The 21,099-nt window shown below is 73.5% G+C and carries 13 protein-coding genes; 1 reads left to right on the forward strand and 12 read right to left on the reverse strand.

Annotated elements, in window-relative coordinates; all coding sequences use genetic code 11:
• The 8 genes from Cus16_RS15455 to Cus16_RS15490 form a co-directional block, all read right to left on the reverse strand.
• Nucleotides 1-648, reverse strand: a 648-nt coding sequence (locus tag Cus16_RS15455) for a flavodoxin domain-containing protein (RefSeq protein WP_189319618.1), incomplete at its 3' end; no start/stop codon positions are given.
• Complete coding sequence (locus tag Cus16_RS15460) at nucleotides 645-6,212, reverse strand: glutamate synthase-related protein (RefSeq protein WP_069713562.1); 5,568 nt, start codon at nucleotides 6,210-6,212, stop codon at nucleotides 645-647. The genes Cus16_RS15460 and Cus16_RS15455, both read right to left, overlap by 4 nt.
• A 296-nt stretch (nucleotides 6,213-6,508) precedes the next feature.
• Complete coding sequence (locus Cus16_RS15465) at nucleotides 6,509-7,765, reverse strand: bifunctional glycosyltransferase family 2/GtrA family protein (protein WP_083264049.1); 1,257 nt, start codon at nucleotides 7,763-7,765, stop codon at nucleotides 6,509-6,511.
• Nucleotides 7,766-7,889: 124 nt separating this feature from the next.
• Nucleotides 7,890-8,189 carry a hypothetical protein gene (locus Cus16_RS15470; RefSeq protein ID WP_069713563.1) on the reverse strand — a complete coding sequence of 100 codons (300 nt, stop codon included), beginning with the start codon at nucleotides 8,187-8,189 and terminating at the stop codon, nucleotides 7,890-7,892.
• Nucleotides 8,186-9,754, reverse strand: coding sequence for a sensor histidine kinase (locus Cus16_RS15475; RefSeq protein WP_223246648.1), 1,569 nt, complete (start codon nucleotides 9,752-9,754; stop codon nucleotides 8,186-8,188). Before Cus16_RS15475 ends, Cus16_RS15470 begins: the two co-directional genes overlap by 4 nt.
• Entirely contained in the window at nucleotides 9,751-10,473 is a 723-nt protein-coding gene (locus Cus16_RS15480; RefSeq protein ID WP_069713564.1) for a response regulator transcription factor, read from the reverse strand. The genes Cus16_RS15475 and Cus16_RS15480 overlap by 4 nt, the downstream gene beginning before the upstream one ends.
• A gap of 38 nt (nucleotides 10,474-10,511) precedes the next feature.
• Nucleotides 10,512-12,707, reverse strand: a complete 2,196-nt coding sequence (locus Cus16_RS15485) for an ArnT family glycosyltransferase (protein WP_223246649.1) — start codon at nucleotides 12,705-12,707, stop codon at nucleotides 10,512-10,514.
• Nucleotides 12,708-12,771: 64 nt separating this feature from the next.
• Complete coding sequence (locus Cus16_RS15490) at nucleotides 12,772-14,634, reverse strand: glycoside hydrolase family 2 protein (RefSeq protein ID WP_069713565.1); 1,863 nt, start codon at nucleotides 14,632-14,634, stop codon at nucleotides 12,772-12,774.
• A gap of 52 nt (nucleotides 14,635-14,686) precedes the next feature.
• On the opposite strand from Cus16_RS15490, the gene Cus16_RS15495 reads away from it, so the two are divergent.
• The gene (locus tag Cus16_RS15495) at nucleotides 14,687-15,712 is read left to right on the forward strand and encodes a LacI family DNA-binding transcriptional regulator (protein ID WP_083264051.1); all 1,026 of its coding nucleotides are present in this window, start codon (nucleotides 14,687-14,689) and stop codon (nucleotides 15,710-15,712) included.
• Here Cus16_RS15495 and Cus16_RS15500 read toward each other — a convergent pair.
• From Cus16_RS15500 to Cus16_RS15515, 4 genes are all read right to left on the reverse strand, one after another.
• Complete coding sequence (locus Cus16_RS15500; RefSeq protein ID WP_069713566.1) at nucleotides 15,688-16,485, reverse strand: HAD family hydrolase; 798 nt, start codon at nucleotides 16,483-16,485, stop codon at nucleotides 15,688-15,690. The genes Cus16_RS15495 and Cus16_RS15500 overlap by 25 nt on opposite strands.
• Nucleotides 16,486-16,757: 272 nt before the next feature.
• On the reverse strand, nucleotides 16,758-19,169 hold the full coding sequence (locus tag Cus16_RS15505) for a glycoside hydrolase family 31 protein (RefSeq protein ID WP_083264052.1): 2,412 nt from the start codon (nucleotides 19,167-19,169) through the stop codon (nucleotides 16,758-16,760).
• Nucleotides 19,170-19,224: 55 nt separating this feature from the next.
• Nucleotides 19,225-20,121, reverse strand: a complete 897-nt coding sequence (locus Cus16_RS15510; protein WP_069713567.1) for a carbohydrate ABC transporter permease — start codon at nucleotides 20,119-20,121, stop codon at nucleotides 19,225-19,227.
• Nucleotides 20,118-21,083 carry a carbohydrate ABC transporter permease gene (locus Cus16_RS15515; protein ID WP_083264053.1) on the reverse strand — a complete coding sequence of 322 codons (966 nt, stop codon included), beginning with the start codon at nucleotides 21,081-21,083 and terminating at the stop codon, nucleotides 20,118-20,120. Before Cus16_RS15515 ends, Cus16_RS15510 begins: the two co-directional genes overlap by 4 nt.
• Nucleotides 21,084-21,099: the final 16 nt, after the last annotated feature.

Here is a 21,099-nt window from a genome sequence, read left to right on the forward strand (position 1 = left end):
GCTCGCGCCCGCCCCGCCGGTCACGGCCGTACCGGTGGCGCCCGACCCCACGGGCGCTCCGGTCGCGCCCGCCTCGGCGGCCAGGCGGTCGAGGACGGCGGCGCTCCACAGCGCGGCCGGGTCCTCGTAGTCGACGTCGCAGTCGACACGGTCGTGGACCCGTGTCGCGCCGAGCTGCTCGAGGCGCAGGTCGAGCAGCTTGCCCGCCTGGCAGAACTCGTCGTAGCTCGTGTCGCCGAGCCCGAGGACCGCGTACCGCAGGCCCTCGAGCCGCGGCACGGTGGTGGCTTGCAGGGCCTCCCAGAACAGGCCGGCGTTGTCGGGCATCTCGCCCTCGCCGTACGTCGAGGTCACGACGAGCACGTGCGACATGCCCGCGAGCTGCTCCGGCGAGACGGCGTCGAGCGGGGTGGCCCGACCGCCGAGCCCGCGTGCCCGGGCGCCGGCGACGAGGTCCTCGGCGAGGAGCTCCGCGTTGCCCGTCTGGGTGCCGAAGAGCACGTCGACGGTCGTCGTCGGAGCGGGCGACGCGGACCGACGCCCCGCGGCGGCGATGCCCGCGAGGAACCCGGCGAGCCAGGACTCCTGCGCGGCGGAGAACGGTGCGTCGACCGGGATGAGCGACCCGGAGGGCGGCAGGTTCGTCATGCCGTCACCGCCTCGGCCGTCGCCGGCACGGCGCGGCGTGCGATGTCCTCGAGGGCCGCCGTCGCGAGGAGTTCGTCGAACCGGGCGGCACGTCGGCGGCCGTCGTTCTTGGCGTTCTGGTGCATGATCCACCCCGTGGTGCCGGGTGCGTCCGAGCTGCGGTTGTTCCGCTGCGCGAACGCCCGCTTGGCGTCGTCGAGCCGCTTGACGGCGATGAGGGTCGCGAGCTCGTCGTCGGCGAAGGCGTCGAGCGTGCCGCGGAGGTACTTCACGACGCGCTGCTTCACCTGGAAGTCCTCGGTCAGCACGAGGTTCCGCACCGCCTCGCTGAGCCGGGGGTCGCCCGCCGCGGCGCCGGGCACGCGCTCGCGTGCGACGTCCTGGGCGACGCCGAGCACCGTGTACGACGACAGCAGCGAGAACGTGTCCTCGCCCTGGTCGCCCAGCGCCGGGGCACGCCCGTCGAGCACCGTGCGCTGGTCGCGGTAGTCCGTCTTGAACGCGCGGAGCTTGTCCGTGGCGACGGAGGACGCGAGCTCGTCGAGGAGCTCCGGCCGGGTCGCCGCGGCGAGGATGGCGTCGGCGTCCTGGGTGAGCAGGAGCGCGCGCGGCATGCCGACGAACACGTGCTCGCGGACCGTCTCCCACTCGGCGAGCAGACGCGCCGCGAGTGCGGAGCCGGTGGCCTCGAGGTGCCACTCGAGCAGCAGCCGCGCGGCCGCCTCGTGGAAGGCGCCGCGCTCGGTCTCGGTCACCGGGAACACCAGGAGCGAGTCGGTGCTCGCCCGGTCGACCACCTCGCCCGACGGGTCGTACTGGTACAGGAACCCGCCGGACATCCCGTTGCCGAGGCCCTTGCCGAAGCCGCCGAGGTTGAGGACCGCGCCGCCCGTCATGTACTCGCAGCCGAAGTCGCCGAGGCCCTCGACGACCGCGCTCGCGCCGGAGTTGCGCACCGCGAACCGGTCGCCCGCCTCGCCCTCGACGAACGTGCGACCACCGGTCGCGCCGAACAGCGCGAAGTTGCCGACGAGGACGTTCCCGCCCCGCTCGGCGCTGCCGCCGCCCGGCGCACGGACGACGATGCGGCCGCCGGACTGGCTCTTGCCGACACCGTCGTTCGCGGTGCCCGTGTGCTCGAGGGTGACGCCGTCGTTCGTGAAGACGCCGTAGGACTGCCCGGCGGACCCGCTCGTGCGGATCGTGACCGCGCCGTCGACCAGGCGTCGCCGACCCCGGTCGTCGGTGGCGACGGCCGGGTGTGCGGACAGGTCGACGCCGCGCAGCTCGTGGTTGAGGATCCGCTCGACGTCGATGCCGAGCTGCCCGCCGACCGACTTGTCCGCGTTGCCGAGGTGCACGCCGTCGACGACGAGCGTGTGCTCGTGGCCGTCGACGAGGGCGGCGCGCACCCGCTCGATCAGGGCGTCGTCGGTCCGGTAGTCCTTCTCGAGGTACTCCGGGTCGGTCACGACCTTCTCCGGCACCTGCGCGAGCAGGTTCCGGACGTCGAGCCGGCCGACGCTCGACGGGTGGTCGAGCAGCTGGAGCAGGTCGGTGCGGCCGCGTGCCTCGCGGAGGGAGTGCAGGCCCAGGCGCGCGAGGATCTGCCGGACGTCGTGCGCGATGTTGAGCAGGTACTGCGCGAGGGCACGGGGGTCGCCCTCGAAGGCCTCGGCGTTCGTGGTGAGGCCCGCCGGGCACTTCACGTTGCAGTTCTTCGCCATGACGCAGCCGAGCATCATGAGCGCGGTGGTGCCGAACTCGAACGAGTCGCCGCCGAGCAGCGCGCTCGTGACGACGTCGGAGCCGGTCTGGTGCGCGCCCGAGCAGCGGAGCGTGACCTTCTGCCGGAGGCCGTTCGCGACGAGGGCCTGGTGCACCTCGGCCACCCCGATCTCGGCGGAGCGGCCGGCGTACTTCAGGCTCGTGACCGCGGCGGCACCGGTGCCACCGGTGTTGCCCGCGACGTTGATGACGTCGGCACCGGCCTTCGCGACGCCGACCGCGATCGTGCCGATGCCCTCGGAGGACACGAGCTTCACGACGACCCGGACGCGGGCGGCCTTGCAGTCGTGGATGAGCTGCGCGAGGTCCTCGATCGAGTACGTGTCGTGGTGCGGCGGCGGGGAGATGAGTTCGACGCCCGGCGTGCCCCCACGGGCCGCGGCGATGTCGACCGTCACCTTCGGCGCGGGGAGCTGGCCGCCCTCGCCGGGCTTGGCGCCCTGGCCGATCTTGATCTCGAGCTCCTCGAGCATCGGGTCGGCGAGGTAGCCCGCCCAGATGCCGAACCGGCCCGACGCGAACTGCTTGATGCGGGAGCCGCGGATCGTGCCGTAGCGGGAGTGGTGCTCGCCGCCCTCGCCGGAGTTCGACATGCCGCCGACCATGTTCGTGCCGTGCGCCACGGCCTCGTGCGCGGTGGCGACCAGGGCGCCGTGGCTCATCGCGCCGGAGGCCAGGGTGCGGGTGATCTCGTGCGCGGGCTGGACCGCGTCGAGGTCGAGGCTCGCCGGGGCGCTGACGAGCAGGGTGAGCAGGGCGACCGCGGAACCGGTGGCGCGGAGCGTCACCTGGTCGTCGTCGACGGAGTCGACGTCGACCTGGCCCGGGTGCAGCAGCGCGAGGCCGTCGGCGAGGGCCCGGTGACGCCGTGCACCGGTGGTCCCCGTCGACGTGAGCTCTAGGCGGAACCGCACCGGGCCTCCCGGCTGGTCGCCGTCGTCCGACGGACGCGAGCCGGACAGGCCGCGCACCGTGATGCTGGCGTTGCCGCTCGTCGAGAAGCGGCCGAGCTCCCGGGCGAAGTCCTCGGCCTCGTCGGTGCCGGTGACGTCGGCGGGCAGCGCGAGGACGTCGCGGAGTGCCGCGGGACGGCGCGAGCGCTCGTCGTGCGTGGTCTGCAGGAACGTGACGTAGCCCGGGGTGATGCGGTGCGCGTCGATCTCGGCGTCGCTCAGCCGGTCGTAGCCGGTGTTCCGGTACGCGGTGTCGGTGATGCCGAAGGCGTCGTCGAGCTGCCCGAGGGTGAGCAGCCGCAGGGCCTCGGAGTCCCCGGAGCGCTCGAAGGCCGGGCGCTCCTCGGTCATGCCGCCGAAGCCGCGGACGCTCGCGACGCCGAACGAGTGGCCGGCGCCGTCGGAGCGCTCCTTGAACAGACCGAGCAGCGGGACCTGCGCCTCGGTCTGCACGGAGCGGGCGCGCTCGTGCCACTCGGTCGCCGCCTGGGCGATGCGGGTGAAGCCGACACCGCCCACCGGGGCCTGCATGTGTGGGAAGACCCGGGCGAACAGGTCGTCGCCGGTGTCGAGGTAGTTCGGCTCGAAGAACTCGCCGCCGATGTAGCTCTCCGCGGTGCACAGGCCGACGCGGCCCATCGTCTTGGCGAGGGCCTTCTCGGCGGCCTTGCGGAACCGTGCGAGCGCGAGGTCGGTCGCGGTGCGCTCGCCGGCGGGCGCGGCGTCGGCGGGGTACTGCTGCTCCGCGCGGAGCCGTGCCGACAGGCTGTACACGGCCGACGCCCCGAAGCCCAGGGCGGTCGCCACGTGGTGCGACGAGGGCAGCTGGCCGGACTCGGCGACGACCGACAGCCGCAGGCGCAGTCCGGTCTCGATGAGCCGCTGGTTGACGGCGGCCACGGCGAGGATCACCGGCAGGGGCGCGTGCGTCGAGGACACCGCGCGGTCGGTCAGCACCGCGATGCCGCCGGAGGTGCGGGCGAAGGCCTCGACGGCGTCGCACAGGGCCGTGACCGCCGAGCGGACGGCGTCGGCGTTCGCGTGCTCGTCGTCGGGGACGGGCACGTAGAGCATGGCGAAGCGCTCGAGCGGGACGACGGTCTGGTCGCGCAGGCGCACCATGTCGAGGTGCCCGAGCACGGGGGACTGCACGACGATCTGCCGGGTCGGCGTGGTCGCCGCGTCCCCGCCGTGCGCCTCGAGCTTGGCGCCGAGTGCCACACGCATCGACATGCCGTCCGCCTCGCGGATCGAGTCGAGCGGCGGGTTCGTCACCTGGGCGAAGCGCTGCGAGAAGTACTTCGCCATGCCGCCCTCGGTGTCGCTCAGGGCGTTGATCGCGGTGCCGTAGCCCATCGCCGAGATGCGCTCGGAGCCGTTCGCGAGCATCGGGTCGAGCATGAACCGGAAGCTCTCCTGGTTCAGCGAGTACGCCACGTACCGGCCGGCGAGGGACAGGTCGCCGTCGTAGCCGAGGGTGTCCGTGCCCCGGTCGTACGCCGGCGCGGGCAGGGCGTCGAGCTCGACGCGGGCGGCGTCGAGCAACTCGCCGTACGGCCGGCGTGCGGCCAGGGCCTCGAGTGCCTCGCGGGTGCGCAGGACCGAGCCCGTGCGGTGGTCGACGACGAGCATGCCGCCGGCCTCGATGCGGCCGCGGTGCACGACCTCGTCCGGCGCGAACGTCACCTGGCCGGACTCCGACGCCACCATGAGGTACTCGGCCGTCTGCGTCGTGCGCAGGGGCCGCAGCCCCAGTCGGTCCAGGCGAGCGCCGACGACGTCGCCGTCGCTGAAGATCACGGCGGCGGGTCCGTCGTTCTTCTCCTCGTAGAGCGAGTGGTACTCGAGCATGTCGCGCACGGCCGGCGTGAGCGTGCGGTCGTTCTCCCACGCGGGCGGCATGAGGGTGACGACGGCCTCGACGATGTCCAGCCCGTCGTCGAACACGCGGCTCTGCAGGGTCTGGTCGAGTCGGCTGGAGTCCGACTGCCCGGGCGGTCGGACGATGCTCCGCGTGCGGGCACGGGCCGAGGCGTCGTCGGACAGGCGGTTCTTGCGGTCCGTGTTGAGCTCGCCGTTGTGCGCCATCAGGCGGAACGGCTGCGCCATCGTCGGGTGCGGCTCGGTGTTCGTCGAGAACCGGGTGTGGAAGTAGAGCGTGCGGACGGAGTGCCGCGGGTCGCGGAGGTCGGTGAAGTACCCGATCACCTCGCCGGAGTTGAGCCGTCCCTTGAGGACCTGCGTCCGGGCGCTGAGCGAGAGCGGGTACAGGGCGGCGTGCGGGGCGCGCTCCTCGGTGGCGCGGGTGTACGAGGCCGCCTCGACCGCCAGCAGGGCGCGGTTCGCCGCGGCGTCGACCTCGGTCCGGGTCCAGTGCTCGGGGGCCCGGAACACCCACTGCACGATCGGCAGCTGGTACTGCTCGGCCTCGGGACGCGCGACCGAGTGGTCCACCGGGACGTCCCGGACGAGCAGGAGCACGAGGCCCTCGTGCTCGATCGCCGCCGTCACGACCCGCTCGGCGTCGGCGCGCTCGTCGGCGTCCGAGGGCACGAAGCAGTTCGCGACCCCGAAGTGTCCGGCGCGCAGGGTCTCGCCGGTGATCGCGCTGAAGAACTCCACCGACAGGTCGATGCTCACGCCCGCGCCGTCGCCGACGCCCTCAGCGGACTTGCCGCCACGGTGGGGGATGGCGCAGAGCGCCTCGTCGCCGCGCACGATCACGTCGTGGGAGGCGGTGCCGTCGAGGCGGGTGATGAAGCCGACGCCGCAGTCGCTCGACTCGCGGGCAGGGTCGTGGAGACCGAAGGATGAGGGGTTCACGGGCGGGTCCAGTGGTGCGGTGCAGGCTGCGGACGGCCAGGGCTGCATCGGTGGAGCGCTCGCCGCGGGCAGACCGGTGGTGGCAGTCGTGGCCCGGTGGGGGTGGTGCGGTGAGCCGATGCTACGGCTTGGTATACCGCGCGTGCAACAGACCGGCCGGACGGGAGGCGCGTGGCGGCCCGGTCACGCGCCTCCCGTCCTGCGGTCGCGCCTGTTCCGCAAAACGCAACGCGGGCGGTTGCTCGCAGCGGTACTCCGCTGCGAGCAACCGCCGACCTTGCGTTTCGCGTTGGAGCTCAGGCCGCGCGTTCGTCGACCGGGAGCGCGGCCGGGAGCGGCGCGGGGGTGTCGCCCGGACGCACGAGCACGGGACGCCGACGCGTGCGGAACACCCACGCCTTGAACAGGACGAACCGCACGCCCGTCGCCACGAGGTTCGCCGCGGTGAGCACCAGGACCTCGGCGCCGTGCGTCGCCCCCGGCGTGGTCGCGTGGAGCAGGACGAGCGACCCGGAGGTGATCGCCCAGGCGATGCCGAAGACGACCAGCCCCTGCACGTGGTGGCGTCCCGCGCCGGCACGACCCCGCACGCCGAACGTGAAGCGACGGTTGAGGGCGGTGTTCCCGATCGCCGTGACGAGCAGCGCGAGGAAGTCCGCGGTCTGCGCACCGACCGCCGGCCGGAACAGGGCGTAGAGCAGGGCGAACGCCACGGTCGACAGGACGCCGATCGCCCCGAAGCGCAGCACCTGCCCGAGGATCCCGACGTGCGGCGTCGTGAACGGGCGGCGGCCGATCGCGTCGTACACCGGGGCGATCGGGATCCGGCCGGTTGCCAGCCCGCGGGAGACGCGCCACATGCCCTTGAGGTCCTCGGTCGCCGTGGACGCGATGTGTACCGAGGAGTCGATGTCGTCCACCCAGTCGACCGGCACCTCGTGGATGCGGAGTCCGGCGTGCTCGGCGAGCACGAGGAGCTCGGTGTCGAAGAACCAGGCGTCGTCCTCGCACAGGGGGAGCAGGTGGTCGGCGGTCTCGCGCGTGACGGCCTTGAACCCGCACTGCGCGTCGGAGAACGAGACCCCCATCGTGGTGCGGAGGAGCAGGTTGTACGAGCGGGAGATGAACTCGCGCTTGCCGCCGCGGACCACCCGCGAGGACCCCGCGAGCCGGGTGCCGATCGCCACGTCGGAGTGTCCGGAGAGCAGGGGTGCGACGAGGGGCTCGAGTGCGGCGAGGTCCGTCGACAGGTCCTCGTCGACGTAGACGAGCACCCGGGCGGGGGAGTCGTTCCACACCGCCTTGAGCGCCCGCCCCCGGCCCTTGCGCGGCAGGTGCACGGCGTGGACCTCGGGCAGCATGGCCGCGAGGTCGTCGGCGATCCGGGCGGTGTCGTCGGTGGAGGCGTTGTCGGCGATGGTGATCCGCCACGAGTGCTGCAACGACTCGCTGCAGAAGCGGTGCAGCCGCCGGACGTGGGCGGCGAGCGTGTCCTGTTCGTCGTGGCAGGGCACGACGATGTCGATGTCGAGGGTCTGGTCCGCGTGCGTCATGCCGACCAGGTTCGGCAGCGCCCCGATGCGCCCCGCAGCAGCAGCCTGTGGTGCCGCTAAGAAGCGCGTCGTCCTTCCGCGGTTCGACGCCGACACCGATGCCGACGCCGACGCCGTCGAGCGGTCAGTCGCCGAGCAGGACCTGCACGACGGCGATGACGGCGAGGGCGGCGATCGGGACCCCCGCGATCCACAGACCGGCACGGAGCTGCGTCCGCCGGATGGTCGGGACCGCGTGCGACGACTGCGCGAACCGCGTCGCCGCGACGAGTTCGGGGGCGGCCGCCGGCGGTTCGGGCTCGGGCTGGGGACGGTCGTCCTCGAACGCGGGGACCTCGACCACCAGGTCCTCGGGCCGCGCCCGTTCCGGCAGGTGTCCGTACCGCTGGGCTCCGGGCCCCTGTGCCCCGTCTCGCTTCGTCATCGCGTCCCCCGTCCGTCGGTGACCGCAGCGTACCCGTCAGCCCGTCCGGGGGCCGCCGGCAGGTCGACCGTGAACGCCGTGCGCCCGGGCTCCGACACCACCCGGACCGTCCCACCGTGGGCCGTGGCGACCGCGCGGACGATCGCCAGCCCGAGGCCGCTCGTCCCGTGCTCCCGCGAGCGCGATGCGGTTCCCCGGGTGAACCGGTCGAAGAGCGTGGGCAGGACGTCCGCCTCGATCGGCGGTCCGTCGTTCGCCACGACGAGGCGCACGAGCGCTCCGTCGTCGCCCGGCACCTCCTGCAGCGAGACGACGACCGTCGTCCCCGCCGGGGTGTGCGCCCGGGCGTTGGCGAGCAGGTTCGTGACGACCCGGCGCACCTGCACCGTGTCGCCGGACACCTCGAGCGGGTGGTCGTCCGCGATCTGCAGGACCCAGCGGTGGTCGGGAGCGGTCGTCCGGGCGTCGACGGTCGCCTCGACGACGAGCGCCGTCAGGTCGACGTCCTCGCGGACCGGCGCCGGACCCGAGGCGAGCGCGGTGGCGTCGAGCCGGGCGAGCAGGAGGAGCTCCTCGACGAGGTCCCCCATCCGGACCGCCGCGGTGCCGATGCGCTCGGCGTTCCGGTGCAGGTCGTCGACGTCGTCGGACGACCGGGAGAGGTCGGCGTAGGCGCGGACCGTGGCGATCGGCGTCCGGAGCTCGTGGGAGGCGTCGGCGACGAAGGTCCGCATGCCCCGTTCGGCGTCACGGCGGACGGTGAGCGCGCGGGTGACGTGCCCGAGCAGCCGGTTCAGGGCGGTGCCGACCTGACCGACCTCGCGGTTCGCCGTCAGGTCGGCGGGCGCGACGCGGACGGGGATGTCGGGGTCCCCGCGTTCGAGGTCGAGTGCGGTGACGTCGGACGCCACGGCCGCGACCCGTTCGAGCGGCCGGAGCGACCGACGGACCGTGAGGGCGAGCACCCACGCCGCGAGCACGAGCCCGAGCAGGGTGACGCCGCCGACGAGCACGACGAGCCGGACGATCGAGGCCTGCAGGTCACCGAGCGGCAGCGCCGTCACGAACACGTCGCCGCCGCGGGTGACGGCCTGCGCACGGTAGGTCCCGAGCGCGCCGAGCGTGACCGTCGCGGGGTCCGCGTCAGGGGTCACGTCGGCGAGCACGGCACGCTGCGACGCGGTCAGCCGGTGCTGTTCGCCGGCGCTGTCGGTGTACCCGGCGAGGACGGCGTCCCCGTCGCGCAGGATCGCCACGACGGTGTCGGCCGCCTGCCCGGGCGCCCCGATGAAGCGGTTGTCCGGGTCCTCGGATCCGGAGGAGCCGGGCGGTGGCCCCGAGGGCACACCGCCCGGATCGTCGCCCCCCGGCGTCCGTCCGGCGGCGGTCGCGAGCTCTGCGTCGAGGCGGCCGATCAGGTACCCGCGGTACGCGACCACGGTCACCGCGCCGACGACGACGTTCGTCGCGACGAGCAGCAGGGCGACCGCGGCGACGACCCGCCACCGCAGCGACGGGATGCGGATCGACGGGGAGGCGCGGCTCGCCCTGTCGGGACGGCTCACGGCACCGGCCGCAGCACGTACCCGGCCCCGCGGACGGTCTGCAGCATCGGCTCGCGTCCGACGTCGAGCTTCTTCCGCAGGTAGGACACGTACATGTCGACGAGGTTCGAGGCGGCCCCGAAGTCCATGCCCCAGACGTTGGCCAGCAGCTGGTCGCGGGAGAGCACCCGGTTCTGGTTGCGGGCGAGGTGCCGGAGGAGTTCGTACTCGGTCGGGGTCAGGTCGAGCGGTTCGCCGCCGCGCGTGGCCGTGCGGGCGTCCTCGTCGACCGTCAGGTCACCGACGACGAGTCCGACCGAGCCGCCGTGCGGCGCCACCCGCGCGGTCGTCCGAGCGAGGATCCGGGCCCGGACGAGCAGCTCCTCGATGCCGAACGGCTTCGTCAGGTAGTCGTCCCCGCCGCCCGTGAGCCCGGCGAGCCGGTCCTCGGGAGCGTCCCGCGCGGTGAGGAACAGGACCCGGACGTCGTCGCGGGCGTCGCGGAGCCGGTCGAGCACCTCGAAGCCGTCGATGTCCGGCAGCATCACGTCGAGCACGACCACGTCGGGCTGGAACTCCCGCGCCGCGAACAGCACGTCGCGCCCGCGGTGCACGGCCCGCACGGCCCACCCGTCGCCCGCGAACGCGAGGGCGACGGCCTCGGCGAGCGCGTGCTCGTCGTCGACGACGAGGACACGGGCGGGCGTGCCGTCGGCGCGCAGGAGCGGTCGGTCCGACATGCCCCGGAGCCTAGCTGCCGCCGTGTCCCCGTCGCCGGTCACTCCGACGCACCCAGGTCGTAGACGGTCTGGCCGCCGACGGTCGTCGACTCGTAGTTCGCGGCGACCCACTCCTGGATGGCACTCGCGGTGGAGGACCCTCCGCGCATGCCGCCGCCGGAACCGGAGGAGACGTAGTACCCGATGTCGCCGGCCGCGACCCAGGCCTGGAACTCGGCGAGCGTCGGCGCGGGGTCGCTCGACCAGCCGCCGATGGCCATCACGGCGGTGTCGGTGTCGAGCTCGAGCTGCGCGGCGGACTGCGAGCCGTTCACCGCGGCGGACCACTTCGCGTCCGAGGCGGCGAGCAGCTTCGTCAGCGCGGACGAGGTCGTCGCGCCGCCCGTGCCGCCGCCGGTCGGGAGGCTCGTCCCCGAGCCGTCCGCGGAGGTCGCGTCGTCGGGCACCGCGGGCGCCTCACCGGTCGCACCCTCCGGTGCGGAGCCGGTCGGCGGCTGGCCGTCGCTGCCCTGGCCCTGCCCGGTGCCGTCCTGTTCGGTGCCGTCCTGCTGGGTGCCCTGCGTGCCCTGCGGGCCGCCGCCCGGGAACCCGCCGTCCCCGGAACCGCCGGCCGACCCGCCGGGGCCGGTCGTGCCTCCCGGCTGGCCGCCGCCACCAGGGAACCCGCCCGTCCCGCCGGAGCCGCTGCCCGCCGGACCGACGCTCGGGATCGACCCGGAGTGCGCGACGGTCGTCGTGGCGAGGGCGTAGGACGTCGTGCCGGTCAGCCCGAACAGCGTGCCGGCGAGGACACCGATGGTGACGAGCTTCCGGAGGGAGGGGACACTGCCGACGACGATCGCCGCGGCGGCCAGGAGCCCGCCGGCCAGCACCACCCACCGCAGCCACGGCAGCCACGACGCGTTCTCGTTCAGCAGGCACCAGCTCCAGGACGCCGTCGCGCCGATCATGGCCGCGAGGCCGAGGCGGCCCGTGATGCGCTCGCGGGCGTGCCAGAGGAGGGCACCACCGGTGCCGACCAGGCCGGCGATCGCCGGGGCGAGCGCCACGGTGTAGTACGGGTGGATCGTGCCGGACATGTACGAGAAGACCAGTCCGGTGACGAGCAGCCAGCCGCCCCAGAGCACCAGGCCGGCGCGGGCGGGGTCGGCGAGGTGCCGCCGGCCGACGACCACCAGGCCGAGCACGAGCGCGACGAGTGCCGCGGGCAGGAGCCACGAGATCTCGAGGCCCATCTCCGACGAGAACAGCCGGTTCAGCCCGGTCGAGCCGCCGAAGGACGAGCCCGCGGTGCCGCCGCCCGTGCCGCCGCCACCGCCGCCGTTGCCCGAGCCGCCGAAGATCCGGCCGAGGCCGTTGTAGCCGAACACCAGGTCGAGGACCGTGTTGTCGGTCGATCCACCGATGTACGGGCGGGACTCCGCGGGCCAGAGCGCCACGGCGACCACCCACCACCCGGCTGCCGCCACCAGGGAGACCGCAGCGATGCCGAGGCCGATCGCGCGCTTCCCCCACGTGGTGCGGGCGGCGAAGAGGTACACGAGGCCGAAGGCCGGCAGGACGAGCAGGCCCTGCAGCATCTTCGTCAGGAACGCGAAGCCGAGGGCGACGCCGGCGAGGGCGATCCACCGCCAGCTGCCCTTCGGCAGTGCCCGGACCGTGCAGTACGCGCCCGCGGTCATGAGCAGGACGAGCAGCGCGTCCGGGTTGTCGAACCGGAACATGAGCGCCGCCGCCGGGGTCGCCGCGACGACGAAGCCGGCGAGCAGCGCACCGACGTTCGCGGTCGTGGCTCCGAGGCGGGCGAGCGTCCGTCGGACGGTGCCCCACACGAGCGCGACCGAGGCGACGGCCATCAGCGCCTGGGGGAGCAGCAGGCTGGTCGACGAGAACCCGAACAGCCGAGCCGACAGCACCATCACCCAGAGCGACGCCGGGGGCTTGTCGACGGTGATGAAGTTCGACGAGTCGAGCGAGCCGAAGAAGAACGCCTCCCACGACTTCGTGCCGGCCTGCACGGCGGCGGCGTAGAAGGTGTTGGCGTACCCGGAGACGCTGAGGTCCCACAGGTACACGACGGCGGTGACGACGAGGAGCAGCCAGAACGCCGGGCGGAGCCAACGGGCGTCGGTCCGCTCACCGAGGAAGAGCCGGGGGACGGCTCGGCGACGCGTCGGCGCTCCCGTGTGCGCTCGGTCGCGACGGTCGGTCACGGGGATCGGGTACGTGGTCATGACGCTGAGCATCGCCGTCCCCGGTCGACCGTTCCGATGGACCGCCTCGGAGCTTCCTAAGACGTCAGCTGCCGGTCACCGCCCGGCGGATCTGCTCGATCGGGACCTTCGGGGTCCGGTCCGCGTGGAGCAGGCCGTTCGTCTCCTGCATCGTGTCCGTCAGCTGCGTCCAGCACGACCCGGCCAGGAACGTGCTCGCCCGCACCCCGTCGTAGAGCGCCGTGATCCGCGCGACCCAGTCGTCCCCGTCGACCGCCGCCGTGTAGCCCCAGCCCTCGGTGCGCCGGCCGGCGGCCTGGTACCGGACGCCGCCGAACTCGGTGAGCATCACCGGCTGGCCGCGGTCGACGGCGCCGCCGACGAACTGGGGGTGCCCGGAGGGGGCGAGGCCCTCGAGGGCGCGGGTGCGTGCCGCGTCGTCGCGGTAGGTGTCCGCGAGCACGGCGCCGTCGCCCTCGTAGTCGTGGATCGTCACGACGTCGGTGTCCTGCTGCTCCCAGCCGTCGTTCCCGATCACCGGCCGGGACGGGTCGAGGGCCCGGGTGAGGTCGACGAGCGCCCGCGCGTAGGCCTGCTGCGCGGGATCCGAGACGACGTGCTGGATGCCCCACGACTCGTTGAACGGGACCCAGGTGACGATCGACGGGTGCGAGGCGTCCCGCTCGACGGCGGCGGTCCACTCCGCGGTGAGCCGACGGACGGCCGTGGGGGAGAACTCGTACGCCGCGGGGGCCTCGCCCCAGACCATGAGGCCGAGGCGGTCGGCCCAGTAGAGGAACCGCGGGTCCTCGATCTTCTGGTGCATGCGTGCGGCGTTGAAGCCGAGGGCCTTGATCAGCTCGACCTCCTGCCGGTGCGCGAGCGGGTGCGGTGCGGCGAGGTGCGACTCCGGCCAGAACGCCTGGTCGAGCACGCTGCGCACCGGGTACGGCTGCCGGTTGAGCAGGAACCGGCCGCCGCCGACGCCGACGCTGCGCATGCCGAGGTAGCTGGCGACGACGTCGAGCACGGCGCCGGACGCGTCGACCAGGGTGAGGACGGCGTCGAGGAGCCTCGGGGTCTCCGGCGACCACGTCAGCTCGTCCTCGGCCTGGCCGTTGCGCTGCCGGGCGACCGGCACGGTGACCTCGAGGGTCGGACGGCTGGCGGTGGCGTCCCACTCGGTCGTGCCGAGGTCCTCGTCGCGCTCGTCGAAGCGGAGGGCGACCCGGAGCCGGGCACCGGCGGGCACCCGGCCGCGGAAGCGGACCGACAGTGCCGTCGACGCGGGGGAGGCGGGGGTCCACCGGAGTGCGTCGATCGCGGTGGTGGGCACGGCCTCCAGCCAGACCGGCTGCCAGATGCCCGTCGTCCGGCGGTACCAGATCGCGTGGGCCTCCTCGTGCCAGTCCTGCTTGCCGCGGGGTTGCGTGACGTCGTCGGGGTCGTCCTCGGCACGGACGACCAGCACGTGGTCGGCCCCGTCGGGGGTCTCGGCGAGCAGCGCCGTCACGTCGAAGGTGAAGGGGGTGTGCCCGCCCTCGTGCTCGCCGACGAACCGGCCGTCGATCCAGACCCTGGCCCGGTGGTCGACCGCGCCGAAGTGCAGCAGGACACGGGGCCGGTCGGCGCCGTGCCCGGCCTGCACGAGCTCGTCGTGGCCGATCGTCCGGCTGTACCAGACGACCGGGTGGAACTCCGGGTCGCCGATGCCGGACGCCGCCGACTCGGGCGGGAAGGGCACGGTGATGGTGCGCGGCGAGGGGACCCCCGCCGCCCACCCGGCATCCGTCCCGGCGTCATCGTCGTCGTGCCGGAACGACCAGGGACCGCTGAGGTCGATCCAGTCCCGACGGATCACCTGCGGCCTGGGGTACCGGCCGTCCTGCCGGCTGGCGAGGGGGACGGCGGCGACGTCGGTGGAGGACGCGGGGGCGACGATGCTCATGCTCCGGCAATTTACAGCGCTGTAAACGGATCGTCAACGCTACGGTGGGCGCGTGGGCCGGGTCACGCTGCAGGACGTCGCGGAGCACGCCGGCGTCTCGATGAAGACCGTGTCGAATGTCGTCCGTGGCTACCGGCACGTCAGCGACGCCATGCGGGCCCGGGTGCAGACGTCGGTCGACGCGCTCGGCTACCGACCGAACGTGACGGGGCGGAGCCTGGCCACCGGCCGCACGAACATGCTCGCGTTCGCGTTCCCCGACCTGCGTCGGCCGTACTTCGCCGAGCTCGCGCACGTCTTCTCGGAGGTGTGCGCCGCACGGGGCTACCAGCTGCTGCTCGAGGAGACCGCCGGCGCGCCGGGCGGCGAGCTGTCCGCCGTCCGCGGGCGCGAGGCGGGGGTCGTCGACGGGGTCGTCATCCACCCGCAGGTGCTCACGCCCACCGAGATCGACCACGCACGGGGCGACACCGCGGTCGTGTTCCTCGGCGAGGACGTCCGGCCGGACGGCGCGGACCTCGTCGCGATCGACAACGTGCGGGCCGCGGCCGAGGCCGTCGCGCACCTCGCGGCCCTCGGGCGTCGCCGGATCGGGTTCCTCGGCCACGAGGTGGGCGAGCAGTCCCGCACCTCGGCCTTCCGGACGGAGGGGTACCGCGACGGTCTGTCCGAGGCCGGCCTGCCCGTCGACCCGTCGCTCATGGTCGCGCGTGCGGTCGGTGACGCCCGCGGGGCGGAGGAGGCCTTCGGCCGTGCCCTCGACGACGGGCTCCGGATCGACGGGCTGCTCTGCCGCGACGACCTCGCCGCCGTCGGGGCGCTGCGGGCGATGCGCCTGCGGGGGCTCGAGGCGCCGCGCGACGTGGCGGTGGTCGGGTGGGACGCCATCGGGCTGGCCGCCAGTCTGGTCCCGAGCCTGACCTCGGTCGCGCCGGACACGGTCGCGCTCGCCGAGGCCGCGCTCGACCGGCTGCAGGAGCGCATCGAGGGACGCCCGGGCGAGGGGCGGGCGGTGACGGTCGGCCACCGGCTGCTGGTGGGGGAGAGTGCGCCCTACCCGGACGGCTCGGTCGACTGATCCCCGCGGACCGTCGTCGGGCCGCCGTGCCGTGACGACGCCTCCGGGGCCTCCCGTCGGACCCGGCGCCGGGCCTCCCGGATGCTCGCGCGCTGCAGTCGCATCGTCGGCCACCCCGCCGCCCGCGCGTGCGCGGCGAGCCCCTGGTCCGGATTGACCACCACGGGGTTCCCGACGAGCGACAGCAGGGGGATGTCGTGGCGGGAGTCCGAGTACGCCCAGCAGTGCGCGGGGTCCGCGCCGGTCCGTGCCAGGAGCGCACGCGCGGCGACCGCCTTGTGCTCCCCGTGCAGGAACGCCCCGTCGAGGCGCCCCGTGTAGGCGCCGTCCTCCACCTCGAACACGCTGCCCAGCGCGCCGGTCAGGCCGAGGCTGCGTGCGATCACCTCGGCCAGGAACGTCGGTGTCGCCGTCACGAGCCACACCTGGTGGCCCTTCGCGAGGTGCTCCCGCGCGAGGGCGGCGGTCTCCGGCCACACGGACGGCTCGGTGTGGCGGGTCCAGACGTCGTCGGACAGCGCCGCCATGTCGGCCACCGTGATGCCGGTGATCACCTCGAGTCCACGGGTCTGCGCGGCGGCCAGGTGCCGGTCGTTCTCGCCGCGGACCTTGAAGCGGGCGTGCTTCCAGCCGGCGCTGACGATGTCGCGCAGGGTGATGAGGCGGGCGGCGCGGAGGCCGCGCACGAGGTGGAACGCGCTCGCACCGTGGACGAGGGTGTTGTCCACGTCGAAGAACGCGAGGACCGGGGTGTCCGCCTGCTCGTCCGCCACCGGACCAGGCTAGGCGACGGGGCTGCGGGCCGCGACCGGCGGTCGGGCTGCCGGCCGGGTCGGGCTGCCGGGGTGGTCGGGCTGCCGGTCGGGCTGGCGGCCGGCTCGGTCTGCGACGTTCCGCGTGTCGATCGACGCGTGGGATGTCGCTCGGTGCGCACGCACCCGGTGCGCGTGCATCGTCCGACATCGCACGTGTCGATCGACGCGTGCGATGTCGCACGACGTGCAGCCGCCGTCACCGCTGCCGCGCAGCCGCGCAGCAGCCGCCGTCACCGCTCCCCGGGGTGCACGCTCCCGAGCAGCTCGACCAGGGCGCTCCGCAGCGACCCGGGCAGCCCGACGGTCTCGAGCTCGGCGATCCGGTCGGCGCGGGGTGCGTCGCGGTCGACGACCTCCCACGCGGTGAGCTTCTCCGCGTTGCCCGCCTGGGCACCCTCGAGGAGCTCGCGTGCGGCGTCGCGGGCGTCGACACCGGTGGTGGGCGCCCCGGCGAGGGTCAGGACCGCGCCGGCGTCCGTCGCGACGTCCAGGTCGACCGAGAACCGGTCGGCCGACACCGCGTCGACCTCCTGCCCGGCCGCGGGCGCCCCGAGGAACGTGACGCGCCACCGACGCCGGAGCGGCACGCTGCCGAGGTCGCCCTCGGCCGGGTCGATCCGGAACACGGCAGCGTCGTGGTCCCACGTGAGCGTGGTCCGGCACACGCCGCCGTCCGGCCCCGCACCGGTCCCGGTCCCGGTGCTGCCGCCGGTGCTGCTGCCGGTCTGCTCCTCCCGGTCCTCCACGAGCGTGAACGTGCCCGGGGCACCCGGGGCGACGAGCACCTCGAGCGCGGCGGGGTTCACCGTCGCGTCCGACTCGTCCGGCGCCGCGAGCGGCAGGATCCCACCCGCACGGAGCAGCACGGGGATCGTGTCGAGCCCGCGGTGCAGGTCGACGAACCGGTCGCCCGCGTACGTCGTGCCCGTGAAGACGTCCGTCCACGTGCCCGGCGGCAGCCAGGCCCGGGCCCGCCCCCGCAGCGTCACCGGGTCGCGCGGCTCGACGATCGGCGCCACGAGCAGCTCCGACCCGAAGGCGTACTCGTTCGGCACCCGGTAGGCCTCGTCGCGGTGCGGCTCGAGGTGGTACACCGGCCGGACGAGTGCGGTGCCCGCGGCCGCGCGGTGGTTCATCGTGTGCAGGTAGGGCACGAGCCGGTGACGGAAGCGCAGGGCCTCGCCCATCGCGGCCCGCGGCTCCGCGGGGAACAGCCACGGCTCCTTGCGGATGAACGGGTTGTTCGCGGAGTGCAGCCGCATGATCGGCGAGAAGACCCCGAACTGCACCCAGCGGGTGGCGAGCTCGTCGTCGCGCACCCCGCGGGTGTGGCCGCCGATGTCGTGGCTCCACCAGGGGTACCCGACGTTCGCGGCGGTGGCGGTGAACTCGGGCTGGAAAGCGAGGGAGGCCCACGAGACGACGGCATCCCCCGAGAACCCGACCGCGTACCGGTGGCTGCCCGGACCCGCGTACCGCGAGAAGGTCATGCCGGCCCCGCCGTCGCGCGCCGAGTCGAGCAGGTGGAAGTGGTTGAGCACCCAGAGCGGGTCGACACCGGGGATGCCGGAGGTGCGGCCCTGCTGCCAGTCGATCCACCAGAAGTCGACGCCCTGTTCCTCGAGGGGCCGGTGCAGGTGCTCGAAGTACGCGCGGAGGAAGACCGGGTCGGTGGGGTCGAACGCGACCGTCTGCTCGGTGTCGGGGTCGATCCCGGTCGCGGCCGCCATCGCCGGGTAGGCGTCCTCGAAGGCCCGCACGCCGTCGGCGGGGTGCAGGTTGAGCGTGGTCCGCATGCCGCGTCGGTGCAGCTCGGCCAGGAACGCGGGCGGGTCGGGGAAGAGCGACGGCTCCCACGAGTACCCGGTCCAGCCGTTGCCGAACCGCGGCGGCACGGAGTCGACGCGGTGCCAGTCCATGTCGACGACCGCGACCGAGAAGGGCAGGCGTTCCTCGGCGAACCGGTCGAGCAGCGCCGTGTACGACTCGTCCGAGTACGGGTGGTAGCGGCTCCACCAGTTCCCGAGCGCCCACCGGGGCAGGCGGGTCGGCGGTCCCGACACCGCGTGGAACGCGCGGAGGGCCTCGTCGTAGTCGCGGCCGTACGCGAACACGTGCACGTCGCGGCGACCCGGCACGCGGCTGCCGACCCACCCGTCGTCCTCGAACAGGAACGAGTCGCTGTCGTCGAGCGCGACGATCCCGTCGCGCGCCAGGACACCGGACTCGAGCGGCATCCGCCCGTCCACGTCGTCGAGCGTCCTGCCGGTACCGCCGAGGTCGCGGGGCTCCTGGCCCCAGCGCCACCGGTTCGCGTCCGCTCCCGAGGTCTCGACCACCAGCCCGGTCGCCGAGAACGGCCGGCCGTCGTACCGGAGGGTGGCCCGGTCCGTGGTCACCTCGACCCCGTCGCCCCGCCGCACGACGGTGTACTCGGGCACCGGCAGGCGCCGTCGCACCGCGAAGGTCGAGGCGCGGTCCTCGAAGCCGCCGTCGTCGCTCCACTCGATGCGGAAGAGCCCGTCGCACAGCACGGTGATCCGCCAGTGGTCGCCCTGCACGACGGCGTCGCCGTCGGCGACCGGGTCGGAACCCGGGAAGGGGCGGATGGTGGGCAGGGGGCCGTCGGTGGGGGAGTGCACGTCGGTTCGGTCCTGTCTCGGCCGTTCCGGCCGGTGTCGGTGCGGGAGGCTCGGGTCAGCTCTTGACGGCGCCCTGCGTCACGCCGCTGATCACCCAGCGCTGCGCGAACAGGTAGACGACGATCGTCGGGGCCATCGCCATGAGGTACGAGGCGAACGCCACGTTGTAGTTCGTGCCGAACTGGCTCTGGAAGATGTTCTGCACGACGGGCAGCGTCTGCAGCCCGGGGTCCGCGGTGATGAGCGACGGCATCATGAAGTCGTTCCACGAGGCGAGGAAGGCGAAGATGCCGACGGTCGCGTTCATCGGTCCGAGCAGCGGCAGGATGACGCGCCAGAAGATCTGCCACGTCGAGGCACCGTCGATGCGTGCGCTCTCCTCGAGCTCGACCGGGATCGAGCGCAGGAACGCCGAGTAGAGCAGCACGCTGAACGACAGTTGGAACATGGCGTGCAGGATCGCGACGCCGACCGGGCTGTCGAGCGAGATCATCGCGGTGAACTTGATCTGCGGCAGGGCGACCACCGGGAACGGCAGGAACATCGCCGCGAGCAGGTAGACGAAGGACCAGCGGAAGAAGCGGCGGTGCCAGTTCCGCACGATCGCGTACGAGGCGAGCGAGCTGAGGAGCAGCGTCGCGACGACGGTGAGGGCGGCGACGCCGAGCGAGACCGAGAACGACACCGGGAAGCGGGTGAGCGTCCAGGCCTCGGCGAAGCTGGCGGGGTTGAACGGGAACGGCAGGGACAGCGCGTTGCCGTCGACGGCCTGGGCGCTCGTCTTGAACGCCATGGCGACGGTGACGTAGAGCGGGACCAGGACGGTGAGGGACGCGATCGCCAGGACGATCGTCAGCGGGACGTCGACGCGACCGAGCCGGCGTCGGCGGGGCTGGTCGGGCGTGGTGCGTGCGGCGGCGGTCGCGGGGGACCGGGTGTCGATGGCGCTCATGCGAGTCGGAGGTTCCTTCCGCGGGTCACTGCGAGCTGCAGGACCGAGATGAGGACGGTGATGACGAAGAAGACGGTCGCGTTCGCCATCTGGTAGGCGTAGTCGCCGCTCGTGAAGCCCGTGAAGATGGTCATCGCGACGCTGCTCGTCGCCGAGCCCGGTCCGCCGTTCGTCAGGCCGACGATCACGTCGTAGGCGCCGAGGTAGCCCTTCACGCCGAGCACCGTGTTGATGACGATGAAGCCGCCGATCAGGGGCAGCGTGATCGACCGGAGCTGCTTCCAGGCGCCGGCGCCGTCGAGCGAGCTCGCTTCGTACACGTCCGTCGGGATGGAGGTCAGCCCCGCCGTGTAGACGAGCAGGGCACCCGGGATCGTCTGCCACGCCGAGACGATGACGATCGCGAGCCAGGCGAGGTCCGGGTCGCCGAGGATGCTCTGCTCGAGCGGGCCGAAGCCGACCGAGGTCGCCAGGGCCGGCAGGGTGTTCGAGAACAGGAAGTTGAAGACGTAGGCGACGATGATGCCGGAGACGACCATCGGGATCACGAACACGGCGCGGAGCCCGCTCGCGAACCGCACGCGCTTCGTCAGCGCGATGGCCAGTGCCAGGGCGATCACCTGCGTGACGATCACCGTCACCACGGCGAAGCCGAGGGTGAAGCCGTACGAGCCGAGGATCGCCGGGTCGGACACGAGCGCCCGGTAGTTCTCGAGCCCGAGGAAGTGCCACTGCCCGAAGCCGAGGTAGTCGGTGAAGCTGTAGAAGACGCCGACGCACGCGGGGGCGACGACGAACGCCGTGAACAGCACGAGGGCGGGCACGAGGAAGAGGTAGTAGACGCCCTCGGTGCGGCGCAGCGAGCCGACGCGTCGGTGCACGCGGGACGCCACGGTGGCGGGACCGGGACGGGGTCCACCGGTGTCCGGTGTGCCGGGGGTCAGCGGGGTCTGGACGGTCATGAGCGCTCCTGGGGTC

Origin of the sequence: Curtobacterium sp. ER1/6 (genome assembly GCF_001742745.1) — a bacterium.
GTDB classification, from domain to species: domain Bacteria; phylum Actinomycetota; class Actinomycetes; order Actinomycetales; family Microbacteriaceae; genus Curtobacterium; species Curtobacterium citri.